Source organism: Bacillus stercoris (genome assembly GCF_029772985.1).
In the GTDB taxonomy this organism is placed as follows: domain Bacteria; phylum Bacillota; class Bacilli; order Bacillales; family Bacillaceae; genus Bacillus; species Bacillus stercoris.
Map to the genome: position 1 here is coordinate 3,713,024 of NZ_CP121861.1, position 17,289 is coordinate 3,730,312.

At 41.0% G+C, this 17,289-nt stretch carries 15 protein-coding genes; 3 read left to right on the forward strand and 12 right to left on the reverse strand.

Features of this window, described 5'->3' with window-relative positions; translation table 11 throughout:
- Positions 1-24: 24 nt before the first annotated feature.
- The 4 genes from QA442_RS19195 to gutB all read right to left on the reverse strand — a co-directional run bounded on the left by QA442_RS19195 (position 25) and on the right by gutB (position 4,485).
- Positions 25-708, reverse strand: a complete 684-nt coding sequence (locus tag QA442_RS19195; RefSeq protein ID WP_095432197.1) for a PspA/IM30 family protein — start codon at positions 706-708, stop codon at positions 25-27.
- A 193-nt stretch (positions 709-901) separates the two neighbouring features.
- Positions 902-1,864 (reverse strand): carbohydrate kinase family protein, encoded by a 963-nt coding sequence (locus QA442_RS19200; protein WP_095432109.1) that lies wholly within the window; start codon positions 1,862-1,864, stop codon positions 902-904.
- A gap of 94 nt (positions 1,865-1,958) precedes the next feature.
- Positions 1,959-3,350, reverse strand: coding sequence for an MFS transporter (locus tag QA442_RS19205; protein WP_040083981.1), 1,392 nt, complete (start codon positions 3,348-3,350; stop codon positions 1,959-1,961).
- Between the two features lie 73 nt (positions 3,351-3,423).
- On the reverse strand, positions 3,424-4,485 hold the full coding sequence (gene gutB, locus QA442_RS19210; RefSeq protein ID WP_095432196.1) for a sorbitol dehydrogenase: 1,062 nt from the start codon (positions 4,483-4,485) through the stop codon (positions 3,424-3,426).
- Between the two features lie 201 nt (positions 4,486-4,686).
- On the opposite strand from gutB, the gene QA442_RS19215 reads away from it, so the two are divergent.
- The gene (locus tag QA442_RS19215) at positions 4,687-7,164 is read left to right on the forward strand and encodes a tetratricopeptide repeat protein (protein ID WP_095432108.1); all 2,478 of its coding nucleotides are present in this window, start codon (positions 4,687-4,689) and stop codon (positions 7,162-7,164) included.
- A 197-nt stretch (positions 7,165-7,361) separates the two neighbouring features.
- On the opposite strand, the gene QA442_RS19220 is transcribed toward QA442_RS19215, so the two are convergent.
- From QA442_RS19220 to groES, 4 genes are all read right to left on the reverse strand, one after another.
- Positions 7,362-7,751 carry a hypothetical protein gene (locus tag QA442_RS19220; protein ID WP_040083983.1) on the reverse strand — a complete coding sequence of 130 codons (390 nt, stop codon included), beginning with the start codon at positions 7,749-7,751 and terminating at the stop codon, positions 7,362-7,364.
- 1,640 nt (positions 7,752-9,391) lie between these two features.
- Positions 9,392-11,707 carry a glycoside hydrolase domain-containing protein gene (locus QA442_RS19225; RefSeq protein ID WP_040083985.1) on the reverse strand — a complete coding sequence of 772 codons (2,316 nt, stop codon included), beginning with the start codon at positions 11,705-11,707 and terminating at the stop codon, positions 9,392-9,394.
- A gap of 276 nt (positions 11,708-11,983) precedes the next feature.
- Positions 11,984-13,618 (reverse strand): chaperonin GroEL, encoded by a 1,635-nt coding sequence (gene groL / locus QA442_RS19230; RefSeq protein WP_095432107.1) that lies wholly within the window; start codon positions 13,616-13,618, stop codon positions 11,984-11,986.
- A 44-nt stretch (positions 13,619-13,662) separates the two neighbouring features.
- Positions 13,663-13,947, reverse strand: coding sequence for a co-chaperone GroES (gene groES, locus QA442_RS19235; RefSeq protein WP_003155970.1), 285 nt, complete (start codon positions 13,945-13,947; stop codon positions 13,663-13,665).
- Positions 13,948-14,186: 239 nt separating this feature from the next.
- Here groES and QA442_RS19240 point away from each other — a divergent pair, with 239 nt between their 5' ends.
- Positions 14,187-14,921 carry a CPBP family intramembrane glutamic endopeptidase gene (locus QA442_RS19240; protein ID WP_095432106.1) on the forward strand — a complete coding sequence of 245 codons (735 nt, stop codon included), beginning with the start codon at positions 14,187-14,189 and terminating at the stop codon, positions 14,919-14,921.
- The gene (locus tag QA442_RS19245; RefSeq protein ID WP_003225680.1) at positions 14,918-15,109 is read left to right on the forward strand and encodes a YdiK family protein; all 192 of its coding nucleotides are present in this window, start codon (positions 14,918-14,920) and stop codon (positions 15,107-15,109) included. The genes QA442_RS19240 and QA442_RS19245 overlap by 4 nt, the downstream gene beginning before the upstream one ends.
- Positions 15,110-15,146: 37 nt before the next feature.
- On the opposite strand, the gene tatC is transcribed toward QA442_RS19245, so the two are convergent.
- From tatC to moaC, 4 genes are read right to left on the reverse strand one after another with little or no spacing between them, the layout of a single operon-like run.
- Entirely contained in the window at positions 15,147-15,911 is a 765-nt protein-coding gene (gene tatC, locus QA442_RS19250; RefSeq protein WP_015252680.1) for a twin-arginine translocase subunit TatC, read from the reverse strand.
- Between the two features lie 6 nt (positions 15,912-15,917).
- Complete coding sequence (tatAY, locus tag QA442_RS19255) at positions 15,918-16,091, reverse strand: sec-independent protein translocase protein TatAY (protein WP_003234072.1); 174 nt, start codon at positions 16,089-16,091, stop codon at positions 15,918-15,920.
- A 21-nt stretch (positions 16,092-16,112) separates the two neighbouring features.
- A complete protein-coding gene (locus QA442_RS19260; RefSeq protein ID WP_003234073.1) occupies positions 16,113-16,760 on the reverse strand; it encodes a redox-sensing transcriptional repressor Rex in 648 nt (215 codons plus the stop codon).
- Entirely contained in the window at positions 16,757-17,269 is a 513-nt protein-coding gene (gene moaC, locus QA442_RS19265) for a cyclic pyranopterin monophosphate synthase MoaC (protein ID WP_003243499.1), read from the reverse strand. Before moaC ends, QA442_RS19260 begins: the two co-directional genes overlap by 4 nt.
- Positions 17,270-17,289 lie beyond the last annotated feature (20 nt).

The following is a 17,289-nucleotide window of genomic DNA, read 5'->3' on the forward strand; positions in this document are numbered from 1 at the left end:
CCGAAAGCTGCGGCCTCCTATGTATTACTTATCGAGCATCATTTTCGCTTTTAACGCAGCAAGCTCATCATCAACCTGGCTTGAACCGCCAGTGTCATACTTTGCAGTCAGATCAGCCATATCATCCTGCGGAGCGCTGTTCAGTTCAGCCATTGCATTGGCCTGATCAAGCGCCTTATTTACTTTGTCCTCCATTCGGCCGAATGCAGACATTGATTGGCTTGTACTCGAAACAGAAGCGCCCAGTTTGTTCATTCTTTCTTGCGTTTTCGCTACTGCCCACTTCGCCTTGATCATATTTTTGCGTGCTTCCAGCTCTCCAATGTCAGATACCAGTTTGTCATGCATCTTTCTCATCTGTGCGGCATTGGTTGCAGCAATTTGATTCGCCGTCTGCAGCTCAGAAAGCTTTGATTCCAAAGATGTTTTTCTTTCAAGGAACTTTCTCGCATCGCCCTCATTCCCAGCTTGCAGCGCCTTCATTGCATAGCTTTCCATCTTTTCCATATCCGCCTGGCACTCGTGATATTCTCTTTTTGCTCTCTGCTCCTCAGCCATAACAGCTGCCGTTTCTGCCTTAACCTTAGCCAAATCGTTATTCATGTTTCTTAAATATTGATCTACCATTTTCTCCGGATTTTCAGCCTTGTCCAATAAAGCATTGATATTCGCAGACATAATATCTTTAAATCTTCCAATTATACTCATCATATCGTTCCTCCTAAAGCTATTCGATAACCCTTGTTACATATACTATTTATTATCGTTAAAAGTTTCACTTTTTTAATAAAAAATGACATTTCAAACGGAAAATATACAACTTTTTACCTGAACAAAAATGTAAGCAATAAAAAAAGGTGCCCCCAAAAGTCCAAAGACTTTCAAGAAACACCTTTAATGATTACAAAGAAACTTCAATCTCATCCATGCTTGGCAGTGCATCAATCGCTCCAATTTTAGTGCACACAAGAGCTCCGACCTTATTGGCAAACGCTACAATCTCACGCAGCTTCGCAAAATCTGTTTCTACAGATTGAATATGGCCCGTGTTTGCCAATTGATATAAAGCCGCACCGACAAAAGCATCTCCCGCTCCTGTTGAGTCGATTGATGTCACCGGAATGCTTGGAATGATTTCACGGTCTTTTCCATTGGAAAGAAGCGTTCCGCTTTTCCCAAGGGTCACAGCAACAATCTTGGCTCCGATCTCATGAAGGATCGCAACTCCCTTTTCATGATCCTTCACACCGCTGATAATCTCAAGCTCCTCGTCACTGACTTTCACAAAATCACTTACAGCGATCGCTTTTTTCGCGACACTTACAAACTCTGAGACTCTTCCCTTCCATAAATCTTCACGATAGTTAGGGTCAAACGAGATAAACTGTCTATTATCCTTCGCAATCGACATCAGCCGTAAATAAGCTGAGCAAAATGGATCTGATAACAGCGCCGTTGCAGAGCCGAAATGAAGGATTTTCGCTTCATTTACTTTTTCCTGGTCAATATCCTCCAGCGTAAACAAAGCGTCCGCGCCTCTATTAAAAACAAAGTCACGCTCCCCATTTTGTTTTAATGAAACAAAAGCAAGTGTTGTAGGCGCTTTCTCATCCATCACCAGCATAGAGGTATCGACATGTACAGCGTCCAATGTGCGCTTCAGAAAATACCCAAACGGATCCTTGCCTACTTTTCCGCTGAAAGCGGCGTCTCCGCCCAGCTTGGCAATCGCTGCTGACACATTCGCCGGTGCACCGCCGGCACTTTTCAAGAATTGGCGCCCGTCCATTAAATCAACGTCAACATCGGTACAAAAGAAATCAATTAACAATTCTCCAATACAAACAACAGATTGACTACGCATATTATCACACTCATTTATAAAGTCTAGATTATAGTCTCAGTATATTACTTTCTGCTATAAATACAACATTGAATATTGAAAATTTTACATATATTTATTTCGCAGACCTTTGCTCCAGCTCAGAGATGATATGCTTATATCTTTTTTCCGTTAAAGGATAGAAGGCGATGAGAATAATAGAAAGCAAAATGAAAAATCCAGGGATCAAAGCATTCATATTTTTAATCGCATTCAATGACGCAACTGTCTGGTCTGCATTCGCCACATACCCGGCGATTCCTAAATAAATGGCCGAAAATGATCCGGCTAACGCCACACCCAGCTTATTAATAAAGCTCATGCTCGAAATCACCACACCATCCGCGCGAATTCCGGTTTTCCATTCCGCATAATCGACACAATCCGCAACCATTCCCCAAGCAAGCGTATTTAAAGGCGTCGTGAAAAATCCCGATGCAAAAAGCCAAATGAAAATGAGTGTAATGGAAGAATACGGCGTAAAATGCAGGCCGGCATAAGAAATAAGCGATAGAGCCGCCGTGATGATCATGACTTGTTTTCTGCCCCACTTCTCAGAAAAGAAAGGAATAAACAAATTGCTGATCAGCGCTGCCCCGAAAAATAAAACGGTTCCCATAAACACGAACTCTTTATGGTTTACGTTATACGTAAAATAATACACCATCGTGCTGAGCTTAATATTAAACCCGATCGCAAAAGCTAAAAATGATGAAATTAGCATAAGCAAAGGTTTGTTTCGGAATAAAACGGATAACGTCTTTTTGATCCCTTGTTTTTTTCTCTTTTTAGGCTGAATCCGCTCCCGTACAGTAAAGAAACTGAATAGATTCAAAACAATGCTGACCGCCGCGTAGATGAGCGCAGTCATTTGAAATCCAAACGCCTGATCCTCTCCCCCAATAGCAGTTGCAAGCGGTGTCGCACAGGAAATGGATAAAAGAATTCCGATATACACCAAAATCATCCGGGTTGTGGTCAGAACCGTCCGTTCCTCCACAGAATTCGTCATCCGTCCCGTTAGGCTGTTCACCGGGATTGTTTGCATACTAAAGGACATCCCAAGCAGAATATAGGTGACGTACGCATATACCATATTCCCGGTCTCACCGAAATGAGGCGTCGTGAAACATAAGAATGTGAATAGCGCAAAAGGAAATGCCACCCACAGCAAATATGGCCTTGCTTTTCCCCACCTTGTATTCGTTTTATCTAAAATCAATCCCATGATCGGGTCAAAAATAGCATCCAGCACACGCACAACAAGAAACAAAGTTGCGATCACCGCAGGCTGAATGCCGCCGACGTCTGTATAATAGAATAATAAGTATGCGTTTACAAACTGAAAGATAATATTATACGACATATCGCCGAATCCATAGCCGATTCGTTCAAACCAGGACAGTCCGGTGCTGGATTTTGACTGATGCTTCACTTTCATTGCCGTTACTTTTTCTGTTTCAATCATCATTTCCCACCCCAAGAATCCGTTTTCATTTCCAGTACACAAGAGGGAGAATACAAAGATCCTCCCTGTTCACTCAGCGATTTGGATACACCATCACTTTTAAACATTCATTCTTAAATTGAAGCGCCCGTTCCATCGCCTCTTGTGTCTGCTCCAGTGAATATTGGTCCGTTATAAGATGCTTCGTGTTCACAATGCCGGAAGCGAGAAATTCGATTCCCTTTGGATACGTATTCGCATAACGGAAGATTCCGTATATATCAATCTCGTTATCTGCAATAAACGGCACATTGAGCGGAATCTCATTCTGAGAAGGCAAACCGACAATCGCCAATTTTCCGCCCCGGCGCACAGAAGCCAGTGCAGTTTGCAGTGCCGCTGGATTCCCCGCTGTTTCCCAAGCAACATCAACGCCTTTTTCATGCGTGATCGTCTTAATCTCTTCAAGCGCATCCTGTTCACGGATATTAATGACATGAGTCGCTCCCATTTTTTTCGCAGCCTCTAACCGCAGCGGCTCTAAGTCAGTGACGATAATTCTGCCTGCCCCAAATGCTTTAGCTGCGGCAACGGCCATTAACCCAACAGGGCCCATCCCCATAATCGCAATTGTTGATCCGGGCTGAAGCTTCGTTCTTGCCGCCGCATGAATGCCGACAGAAAACGGCTCGATCAAAGCAGCATCTTCATAAGAAAGTGAGTCTGGGATAGAGAAAACAAAGTCCTGACGCATTTTGATATATTGAACAAACGCGCCGTCTACCGGCGGTGTAGCCAAAAACTGTACATCCGGGCAAAGATTATAGCGCCCTTCCTTGCACGCCTCACAGCGTCCGCACGTAACACCCGGCTCTACAGCGACGCGGTCTCCCACCTTGAATTGATCGACAGATGATCCGACAGCGGCAATTTCACCTGCACATTCATGGCCTAGGATAAATGGTTTTTCCACTACATAGTTGCCGATTCGGCCATTTGTATAGTAATGCAGATCTGATCCGCAAATTCCGACAGCCATCACCTGAATCAACACTTCATCATGATTGATGTCAGGCACAGGTACTGTTTCGATTTTGATTTCTCTTGTGTTGTGCATAACAGCCGCTTTCATGTTCTGAGGTACTGTGTGAGTCATTTGGCAAATTCCTTTCTTTAGAAAATAAAATGTAAGTGCATACATTTTTGTTTTCTCTGTTACTGCCCCCATTTTATCTGCTTTTCAAGACGTTCAACAGCCTTTCCTGCTGTATAAAAGGACAGCGGCACTGTACTTTTATTTTTTCATATACAAAAAACGCTGAATTGATAAAATAGTACTAATAGGAGGTGCAGGCTTATGGCTGAACTTGAAAACCGAAAACAATTTGCACAACTGCTGGCACCTGGCGTCAAAACGCTAAAACTTCATCCTGATTATAAAGTCAGAAGGAAAAAGAACGAAAAAACAGGACAGTCTTACATAGATAAAATTGCACTCCAGCTGGGAGTCTCCTCAAACACGATCAAAAGCTGGATCGGACAGATGGGGGTAAACTACATTCCCGGGAGAATTGACGACGGAAAACTGTTCGGGATGATCTGGATCATTCTCGAAAAGACCGACTTCGATATCGAGTGGTTGACCAACCTGTTGGAAACCACCACCATCCCAGTCATCAAACCCGCATTGCCTGTATGGGCAGCGTCTTGTTTGAAAAAAGCGAAAACACTGCGAAAGGACGGGTCATTCGGAGCTCCCCATGATGACGATATAGAAAAAGCAGTAAAGCGGCTTTTTCATCATAGACCTAACCAAGAAACGAATGCGCTTACAGAGCAGCCAATCACGCATAACCTACCGTCACGCTGGTCAGCACACTTTATCGGACGCAGCTTTGATATGGAAGCGATACGGCAATGGATGCTTTCTCCGTCACCAGCCTGTTTAATCACCGGCTGGGCCGGCATGGGTAAAACCACAGTCGCTCTTGAAGCCGCCTATTCCTGTGTCGACGATACTTCAGATTGGCCCTCATTCAACAGCATCATTTGGGTCAGCGCTGATTGGAAAGGATTGAGCTTTAGCGATTTTTTAAATACGATCGCCTATCAGCTCGGGCGCACAGAACAAATCGATAAATCAATCAATGAAAAACGGTTTGTCGTCCGCAATGCGTTAGCCAATTACACTAGAGAAAAACCGATCCTCCTGATCGTTGACAGCATTGATACTGCAGAACGTGACATTCACGAATTTATCACAAGCCTTCCGCAAGGCGTAAAAGTTCTCCTCACTGCACGGGAAAACGTAAAACAAACCTATCGGGAAAGCTTCGGAGAAATGACAGCTATTCAGCTGAGCGGCCTTGACCAAACAGATGCCTTGGATTTTTTTCAGCAAGAAGTGCACCGATGCTTACAAACATGCAACCTCCCACATAAACGGGAAAAGCTGGAGCAGCTGTTACAGCTATCGGCTGGCCTGAAAAACGAATTCATTTCAGCGACTGCCGGAAACCCGAAAGCCATGGCACTCAGCATCGCCTATATGTCAGATGATGACATACCCGCTCAGCAACTGATTCATGAACTTGGAAAAGCGGGCTACTCACTGCTGGAATTGTTTGAGTTCCTCTTCGGGCGCACCTGGGATAGATGCAATGAAGATACGCGAAAGCTATGGCAGACGCTTTGCTTTTTCAGCAAGCCGCCTGATGAAAAAAGCCTGGCAGCAGCAGCCGGATTAGACGCCCGCCGTTTTCATTACGCTATGGAACAAATGCGGTCATATGCGCTGATTCAGCCGGAACGACGCCAAGGCAGGACGCAATACTTGGCGCACCAAACCGTTGTCGCCTACGGAGAACAGCATTTGTCCGAACAGCACGAATATGAAAAAGAAGCCCGCAATCGCTGGGCGCACTATTATATTGATTATGCCGAAACCCATTTAAAGCGTGAACAGCCCAACTCTATCTATTGGAGCTACCTGCTGGGACGGAACTTAGATCATATGAAACAAGAGTGGCCAAACATCTTAAAGGTCATCAAATGGGCAAGCGAAACCGATCAAAAAGAAATCCTAATCGAACTCATCACCCGCTTCAGCCATTTTCTAAGCAGAATCAACCTGCCCTTGCGAATCGAATACGGACGCAAAGCCGCCGACGTCGCCCATCAAATAGGCCAACACACGCGAGAAGCGTTCTTCCGAATCGACACAGCAGGCTGGGCCCTGATGGAAGTCAATGATTTAGACGGGGCCTTACAGCAAATAGAGGCCGGACTGAAGACTCTGGAACAATCAGACGCTCACGATGCCCATGATTTAAAGGTTTGGGGACACGCACTCAAAGCAAGGCTGTTTTTAAAAACCGGGCAACAGGAAAAAGCAAAGACCATTTTAAACGAAATCGAAGATCAACCAATTTCCCCCACCATTCAACATAGGGTCCTGCTTGTTCGCGGTGACTTAAGCTTTGCGAGAGGTCATCATGAAGAAGCCATTCAATTATACGAAGCAGCAAATGAAATCAGCTCCACGTACGGCGGCGAAAAAACGATAGAAGCCTATTTCAATCTGGGTGTCGCTTACGTGAAATGTGGTCAATTTGAAAAAGCGGAAGAAGCCTTTGAGCAAATGCTCTATGACAAACATAACGCCAATCAGGTTGAGTTGATCTATTATTTTTACGGGATGGCGCAGCTGTTGAACCGTAAAGGAGAGAAAACGAAAGCGATGGAATCTAATCAGAGAGCGATTCGTTTGATTGATTCTTGGGAGCCTGGGATTGGGATTCGGAGTGAGGTGGAGCAAATGGATATTCTCATTTAAAAGACAACTACATTGCGGCTAGCGGTACGAGCTTTGAAAAACACTCATGACCTTGTTGTTTTTAAAGATAAAAAGGTATCTTTATCAGTACAGTAAATTGATTAAGATACCTTTATTTAAAAATTAATATCTCACAGAATGACAAATTTCTAAAGTTAAACTTTTAACAACAAGAGGTTAATACTTATACAGCCGTATTAATGCTGTACTGTAATATAATGTTTTAGTTCACCTGACCAATATCTTCCTCCCCAATCCTGTCCAACTTGCACATCATACTTACCTGCAGGAAGATTTTTCGTTGAAAAACTCACACGAAAATTACGTGAACCAATACTATGCAAAATATCTTTTCTGGCAATTACTTTACCTTTGTTATTTAATAGAATTACTGAAAAGCCATTATCTAAATCCCTAGCCAAAGTACCCGTAACCACAATGGAAGTAGCTCTTTTCGTATATGTATTAGCATCTGTTTTAAATTTGATTGTACCTTTCGAATCCATAGCTAATGCTTCTGACCCGCCTGCGAAAATGGCAACTCCCAAAAGTACTGCTGTAAACATGGTCATTACTAACTTTTTCATCTTTAGAATTCCTCTTTTCTTTTTAATATTTTAAATCCTCAATTATAATAACATATTTGCCTAAAAAATAGGGATTTTTCCATATCTTCCTTCTAAAAAATGAATAAGTATGATAGAAATTTAATAATATTAATGCAAATTAAGATTCTTTTGAAAAATTTCTTGTTTTAATCTATTTGTAATGAAGCTTAAAATTTGAAGTATCATCTATAAAACCTCTGCCAAGGTGTCTAATAAAACCATATACACGAATAAAAGATTACAAAGTGCTAGACAAATACAATTTTAAAAAAATTTTAATTTTCTCTCATTACTCCCCAAGTCTCTATTGAAAAAATTAAAATTTATAAGTTCTTATATTACATGAACCTAATATAGAGTGTTTTCTGAGTTGTAATAATATATTTATACCTGCTTTCAAAATAAAATTGCAAATACCTGTTAAAAAATAGTTGCGAAGAATTCCCGGAACGTATCAAAATATCATGCATAAATGTCTCTTAGCATTCGGAGGAAATCAACAGCCATACTTTCGATATATCTAGAGTCATTCAATTAAATGGAACTTAAAACAATAAAATCCCATCTTTAGTAAACCCAACTTGTATAGAACAATTTCTCCACAAGCCTTTTTGTTTTATTAAGATTCCTTTAATTATTATATTCAGCTTTTAGAAACAGAAAAGAGCTCCCATATACCTAGCTCTGCTTGTTTAGGGAATGTGAGTAATCTTCTTTACATTCTAGTAGGCGGATGTGAGGAGAATTTGTAAGTTGGTTGTATTTTCATAAAGCTAGTGCATTTCTTCCAGTTTATAGTGAGTGATGCAGAATATTTTATCGTTGATATTCAATCCAAGAAACCATCTGTTACGCCCTATTATAATAAATTTATCTTTAGAACTGTCTATCTAAACGGATACCATGAAGATATCCGTGAATATCATTTAATGAAATCAGCAGATTCCTTCATTTCACCATATTAGGGTTTAACTTATTTATGATGAAAAAGATTTATGTATTAATCAATTTTTTAAAACAGTGAACTTCTTTGTACGATTCGCTTAGGCAAATCAAATTCTGCTTATGCCGAAAAGAATTTCTTGTAAAAAAGAAACCGGCCTTTGAAGTCTACTATTTTCAAAATGGATATTCCATTGAGAAATAAAAGGGCTTTTGAATTTTTGAAAGCTTAGTCTTACTTTTAGTAATCTTTTATAGCATACTTCTTAAATTTTAGTTTTGACCAAATGTAGTATGGTTATACATAATCGTTACTTCCCGACTAAACCCGCCATCAAAAGGCCTGCTACGATCAATAATAAGAGTAAAAGAATACAGAGTGCTAGGATAAAAATAGAAAGATACTTAGCAATCCCTTTAGGTGCTTTAAATGCTATAATCCCCCCCAAAACTATCCCTAGAATTCCAAGCGCCCAATGGATATAGGGTAGAAAACACAATGTGAATAACAGCATGATAAGTGACACTATCCCTAAATATTTCCTCATGTCTTCCCCTTTCTTTCTTTCCATTAAATCAAAAAGAAAATTGAACTTATAATTTGTTGTATATTCTTAAGATCTTAAAATATAGAGTACCATATTTTTCGAAATGTATGGTACTCCACTCTAAATTATCTATTCACTTGCTACAAGGTCTAGTATTTTATCAGCAAAAGCATTTGCAATAATTTCTCCCTCTTCTTCCGTATAATAAGGGACTTCCATTTGCATTGAACCCCTTAGGGCTACCCTTGCCGCTGTAATATCAGGATTATCTCCAATCATAATATTACTCGCATTCAGTCTCAAATTATTTTCATTACTATTAAATTTATTTTTATAAAATAGCTTATATCTTGAGAAAACAAGACTATTATAATACTCTTGAACTGCATTTAAAATTGGCTTAGTTTTATTATTTAATAAGATCTGTGCGATGTTAATAGCATCGATATCTCCAAGGAAATCCGAATTATCAAAGTTGCCAGCCGATGTTTTTGTACCGATCAAGTCGTAAGCAGCTTTATATGTTCTTGTTTCATTGTCGCCACTATACTTATCTCTATTTTTATATACATCTGCAGCCACAGTAAATAAATCACCACCCCACCCTGCTAAATCTTGCTGTGTAGTTCCAACTAACGGAAGATTCGCATACAATAGAGCAGATAATGTAGCCATAAGATGAGGAAAATCAATAACTTCAGTTTTTGAAACGGGATCAGTTGCATAGACAAAACTATTTTCTCCTACAGCACTAATAACATATTCCTCAAACCCTTTATCAAATTGTCCAGAAGTTAATGTCCATATTAATGATTCATATCTTTTGCGACGATAATAGTTGGTTGTAAGCTTATTCGCTTCATTGATATCATTGTTTGTATATTGAAGGCCTAAAAGTTGAATTTCATATAATTGCTTGTATAGCTCTTGATTGAGATCAGTTGAGAAATCAAGACCTGAAGCCCCGTTATCAAGTCCCGACTTAATATTATTGTCTATTTCAATTTTACTGTCTCCTGAACCAACACTAATAGTTGAAATTTGATCGAATGCCCAATTTTTTGGCAATGGATAGCCTAAATTTGCACTAAATCCCGTGGACATATCACTTACAAAACTGGTTGTTGCCCAGCCTTTCTGCGATACTTGACTGCAAACATTCCGGGCACCATATATTCCAACTTTATAACGATTCCCCAGATATTTCATTTGTTCATTAATGCCCTTAAAGTGTGGAAGAATTTTGTTAGTTATATCATCTCCTAAAGCGTCAAAATCCACGGCAAAATATATTGTTGTTCCATTTTTAAATCCATAATTTTTGGCAGCTGTAAAAGCATCTTGAGCATCTCTTTTTCCTTGAGCCTCACTGAAATGTCTTGAATTATTCCCATAAGTTTGATATATAGGAAAAACAGTTAAACCAGCATTAAAAATAGTTTTTAATTCGCCAGGTTTTATTTTTTTCTCCAATCCTCCTGGAATATCTACAAGATAACGACCAATAGTTTCATAGCCTGCATTTTTTAAAGCTTTAGCTCTAGCAGACGTAACTTCTGTTATACAATCACAAGCTTTTCCTTTACGATTAGGATCTCCTTTACTCTGCAACAAAGAAAGCCAAGTTTGTTTTCCTGTAACTCCATCAGCTGGCAACTTAACAAATTTTTGGAATTCAGCAACTGCATTTTTTAATAGTGTACTGTACTGTCCATTGAATTCTCCTGGATTGAAATCATTTACATATAATGCATATTGAAGGAGCTTAACAAAGTTTGCATTAGTACTTCCTATGCTCAGAGTTGGTAAAAGGTTGGTCGTAGAAGGCCCTATTGATCCCGTTTGTAGAGAGGGAGCAATTCCCTCTTCTGTTTGAATACCGTAAATTAAAGCTTTATTAGTCCCTCTTTGGTAGTAACCATCACATGGTTGGACTCCAGATGTTTTGTAATATTTTGAATTAAGATCTCTTTGCATCTCTCTAATTCTAGAATTACCACCAGATGTGAGCACATAAGCATCCATAGTTAAAAATGCTTTAAATATATAGGAATAAACTTTCCCGTCACGAATAGGCAGTCCCGCATCAGTTTGCAATTTAATTACTGCAGCTTTAGTCCCTTCTCCAAAAGTTCCTGTAAATCCAGTTGGATTGTAACCTTTACAATACATTGCTCCTTGAAGAATTAGTACAATTCTTTTTCCTTTGTCATCAGTAGGAATACGCCCAATTTCCATTTCTCCCCATGATTTGTACGCTACTTCAGTTCCTGGTCCAAAATTATCAGCAGGTGTAGAGATTCCAAGTTCAATTTGCAAAGCCCTAGTTAAAGCATACATCGTGGACCAACCAGTTTTCCCATTTTCAGGGGCTGGAACGAAGCCAGGCTTTCCAGAGTAAGCAGCATTTACCCATAGTTGTACTTTCTGAATCATTTCATCCATTATAGTCACCTCTTTTATAGTATTCATGTCTAGGTGGCAAGCGTATGACAAGAAAACCCTTCTCAGTTGAGAAGGGTTTCATCATAATATGGCAAACTTCATCAATAGGCTTTTTATGCATTAAAAAACTTATAAATGAAAAAGGATGCTTCTTCTAAAGTCCAGTAGACTTTTGGAAGCATCCTCAATGAATGTTATCTTTTTGTTATTTTTTCAGCTGCACGGGTGATGAAAAACGGTCAAACCCTTGGTATATCAAAGGTTTTCGCCGTTTGATTACATCATGCCGCCCATACCGCCCATGCCGCCCATATCAGGCATTCCTGCGCCGCCAGCGTTTTCTTCTGGCTTGTCAGCGACAACGGCTTCAGTTGTTAACAACATAGCCGCTACAGACGCAGCGTTTTGCAGTGCAGAACGTGTCACTTTTGTTGGGTCAACGATACCTTTGTCGATCATGTTTACCCATTCGCCAGTTGCAGCGTTGAAGCCTACGCCGATTTCTTCGTTTTTGAGGCGCTCAACGATGACAGATCCTTCAAGACCAGCGTTGTGTGCGATTTGACGGATTGGCTCTTCAAGCGCGCGAAGCACGATGTTGATACCTGTTTGAGCATCGCCTTCAGCTTCAACTGCAGCGACTTTGTTATATACGTTTACAAGCGCTGTACCACCACCGGATACGATGCCTTCTTCAACAGCCGCGCGAGTTGAGTTCAGGGCGTCTTCAATGCGAAGTTTACGCTCTTTCAGCTCAGTTTCTGTCGCAGCGCCGACTTTGATGACAGCTACGCCGCCAGCAAGTTTAGCAAGACGCTCTTGTAATTTTTCTTTGTCGAATTCAGAAGTTGTTTCTTCCACTTGAGCGCGGATTTGAGTCACGCGGGCAGAAATTTTGTCTGTTTCGCCAGCGCCTTCAACGATTGTTGTGTTTTCTTTTGTAACGACAACTTTAGAAGCGCGTCCCAATTGTGTGATTTGAGTAGATTTCAGGTCAAGGCCAAGATCTTCTGTGATGACTTCTCCGCCAGTAAGGACAGCGATGTCTTCAAGCATTGCTTTACGACGGTCACCGAAGCCAGGAGCTTTAACAGCCACTGCGTTGAATGTGCCGCGAAGTTTGTTCACAACAAGTGTTGCAAGTGCTTCGCCTTCAACGTCTTCTGCGATCAGAAGCAATGGTTTGCCTTGCTGAACAACCTGCTCAAGCACAGGAAGGATTTCTTGAATGTTTGTGATTTTTTTGTCTGTGATTAAGATGTAAGGATTGTCAAGAACCGCTTCCATCTTATCAGAGTCAGTTACCATGTAAGGAGACGCATATCCGCGGTCGAATTGCATACCTTCCACAACTTCAAGCTCAGTTGTGAAGCCTTTAGACTCTTCGATTGTGATAACGCCGTCGTTTCCTACGCGCTCCATTGCTTCAGCGATAAGGCTTCCGACTTCCTCATCAGCAGCAGAGATCGCAGCAACCTGAGCGATAGACTCTTTGCCTTCGATTGGCTTAGAAATTTCTTTTAGGTTTTCGATCGCAACCGCTACAGCTTTTTCCATCCCTTTACGAACGCCTACAGGATTAGCGCCTGCTGTTACGTTTTTAAGGCCTTCACGGATCATTGCTTGCGCAAGAACTGTCGCAGTTGTTGTACCGTCACCGGCAACGTCGTTTGTTTTGCTGGCTACTTCAGCAACAAGCTTCGCACCCATGTTTTCAAACGCGTCTTCAAGCTCGATTTCTTTAGCGATTGTTACACCGTCATTTGTGATTAATGGAGAACCGAATTTTTTCTCTAGAACCACGTTGCGTCCTTTTGGTCCTAAAGTTACTTTTACAGCATCAGCAAGTGCATCGACACCGCGAAGCATTGCGCGGCGGGCTTCTTCACTAAACTTAATATCTTTTGCCATGTTTACAAGACCTCCTTGAATTTTTAAATGTTTTTATTTAAGAATTAGCCAATAACAGCTAAAATGTCGCTTTCACGTAAGATTAAGTATTCAGTACCTTCGTATTTCACTTCAGTACCTGCGTATTTTGAGAAGATAATGCGGTCGCCCTCTTTTACTTCTAAAGCAACGCGCTCTCCGCTTTCTAACACGCGACCTGAACCAGCTGCCACGATTTTGCCTTCTTGCGGTTTTTCTTTTGCAGAATCCGGCAACACAATTCCGCTGGCAGTTTTTTCTTCAGATTCTACGAGTTCAATGACAACGCGATCACCTAATGGCTTTAACAATGTAATAACCTCCTCAATAGTATGAATATGTAATTTTAGCACTCAGCACTAAAGAGTGCTAACACAATTCTTATAATAAAGAATCTCCCTTCCAATTTCAAGTGATAAGATAAAAAATTTTTCACGCTTACATCATTCTTTTCAGCTCCCTTTTCCGTTAGCTTTTTTCACCCCCGTACCGATTATGTTACAATAGCTGTAGATGAACGAAACCCACTTAACAAAGGAGTACATACCATTTGAGAAAACAGTATTGGTTTATCATTTTGACATATATCATCATGCAGTTTTCCGCATTAATCGCGATTCCCTTGTTATTTAAATTCGGTTATGCCGGAGGACAGCCTACAGATGAAAATATGCTGCATGCACAAGGATTATGGTCCGTTATCAGCTTTATCGCCTGTCTCGTTGTTGTTCTGCTCATTCTGAGAACCGTTCCGAAAGAAACGCTGCGAAACGGACAGAAGGACTCAATCGGACTTTCTATCCTTTGGGCGATAGCCGGTTTTTTCATTGCCCTTTTCTCTCAAGGAATTGCAGGCTCTATTGAATACTATGTATTTGGCATCGGAAGAGAATCAGAAAATACACAAGCGATTCTGGATGTCATTCAGGCAGTCCCGCTCATGATTATCGTTTCTTCAATCATCGGGCCTATATTGGAAGAAATCATCTTCAGAAAAATCATTTTCGGGGCGCTGTACGAAAAAACGAATTTCTTCTTCGCCGGACTGATTAGCTCGGTTATTTTCGGTATTGTTCACGCTGATTTGAAGCATCTTCTTCTATATACAGCAATGGGCTTTACCTTTGCCTTTTTATATGCGAGAACAAAACGGATATGGGTGCCGATTTTCGCCCATTTAATGATGAATACATTCGTTGTCATCATGCAGCTTGAGCCTGTTCAGAAATACCTTGAACAGCAGAGTACACAAATGCAACTGATTATTGGAGGATTATTTTTATGAGAAACCCGGTAGTTTGGGGAATGATCTACTTTGCCGTAGGGTGCATCTTTACTTATCTTGCCGCAAGCTCGCCAGGCAGCATGTGGTCATTTTACTCCATCCTGCTGATGGTGTTCGCCGCTTACAACATCAGCATTTCTTTTAAGATGTTCGCCTTTTCATTTAAAATCAAAAAGAACCAGAAATAAAGAAAATCCATTTCTCGTATGAGAAATGGATTTTTTATTATTGCCCGGAAGACACGTCCTGATCGGCAGCACTGCTTTTCTGCGCTTTCCGATAAGCGGCCTTCGATATAAGAATACTGATTTCATATAAAATCAAAAGCGGGACAGTGACCATCATATGGGACAGAAGCTCAGGCGGTGTAATCAGGGCAGCTATCACCAGCAGCGTAAAATACGCATACTTTCTGATTTTCGCTAAGAACATCGGTGTCACAATTCCGAGCCTGGTCAAAAACATGAGAATGACCGGCATTTGGAACAGCAGTCCAAACGGAATCGTCAGCTGCAGAAGAAAATGAAAATATTCATTAATTCCGATCACCTGATTGACATTCAAGTCCTGAGAGATCCGCTTCATAAAATCAACAACAAAAGGAAATAAAATATAATATGAAAAAGATAAGCCCGCTAAAAACAGCAAAATAGAGATCGGAATGTAGCTGAGCGTTACTTTGCGCTCCTTCTCATAGAGGCCCGGGCTCACAAATGCCCAAAGCTGATAAAGAATAACCGGCGAGGTCAGGACGATGCCGATGATAAACGCAAACTGCATAAACACATAAAGCGGGTCTGTCAGGTTAAACGCGTTAAGCGTAAGCTGCTTCGCTTCATCTGTTTCTTGCAGATACACAATAATCGGCTTCGCTAAAAAAAATCCAGCAATAAAGAAAACGACAAACGCCAGCGCTACAATCAGCAACCGTTTTCGAAGCTCAGCAATATGCTCCAGCAGCGACATTTGATTCACTTTCATTCGTGTCATCCTAACTTACTGATCTTCTTTCTTTTTTTCCTCTTCATCACTTGTTAATCCTTTAGTAGCGTTTTTGAATTCACGAAGTGTGTCTCCGGCTGCTTTGCCCAATTCAGGCAGCTTTTTGGGACCGAAGATAATCAGAGCAACGATTGCGATAACAGCAAGGCTTCCAGGACCGATCGGCATATTTGGGCTCCTCCTTTCCCTCTATTCGATTTCCTCTAAAACTGAATAATGCTTCAAGAAATAAACCAGTGACTGAAGCTCAACTGCTAAATCTATATGATGAATTCGAATGTGTTCCGGCACATTCAAACGGGCCGGCGTAAAATTAAGGATTCCCTTGATTCCTAACGCAACCAATCTGTCTGTAATGGATTGAGCGGCAACTGCTGGCACTGTAAGAATGGCAACTGATTCATCTTTTACGTGTTGTTCAAGGTCATCAAGGTTATAGACGGGCACGCCGCCTACCTCAGTTCCTATTTTACTCTCATTTATATCAAAAGCCATAGAAATTTTTGTGTTATTATTTTTTGTGAAATTATAGTGAAGAAATGCCGTTCCCAAGTTCCCGACACCAATCAAAATGACATCAGTCATCTCATCCTGATCAAGCGTTTTTCGGAAAAAAGACAGCAAATAATCCACATTATATCCGTATCCTTTTTTGCCAAGAGCTCCAAAATAGGAAAAATCCCTCCGAATCGTGGCAGAATCAACCTTTACGGCATCACTGAGTTCAGCGGATGATACACGCTGTTTTCCTGACGCATGCAGATTCTTTAAAAAGCGATAGTAAAGCGGCAGCCGTTTCGCCGTCGCCTGCGGAATTTTTGATTGATCCTTATTCATTTTTGGTCCTCCAAATTATACTCGGATAGTTCTCTTTTAAAGTCACCGTTTTTCCCGCCTGTCTTCTCAAGCAAGAAAGTAGGACCGATGACCATTCCCTTATCAAGGGCCTTGCACATATCGTAAACGGTAAGAGCGCACACCGATGCAGAAGTGAGCGCTTCCATTTCCACACCTGTACTCCCTTTCGTTTTGACCTGTGCTTTTATATGAAGTATAACTTCTGCTTCTTTTATTTTCCAGTCAAACGATATATCTACCCCGCTCAATGAAAGCGGATGGCACATTGGAATGATATTCGACGTTTGCTTTGCGGCCATAATGCCTGCCACCTGTGCGACAGCCAGTACATCTCCTTTGCCAATATCGTGACTCTGTATTTTCTCGTACACCTCATTCTTCATGTGTACGCTTGAAACAGCCGCCGCAGTACGGACAGTCGAAGATTTTTCGCTGATATCCACCATCTGGGCTCTGCCCTGTTCATTAAAATGAGAAAATCCATTCATATTAAAACGCTCCTTAAACA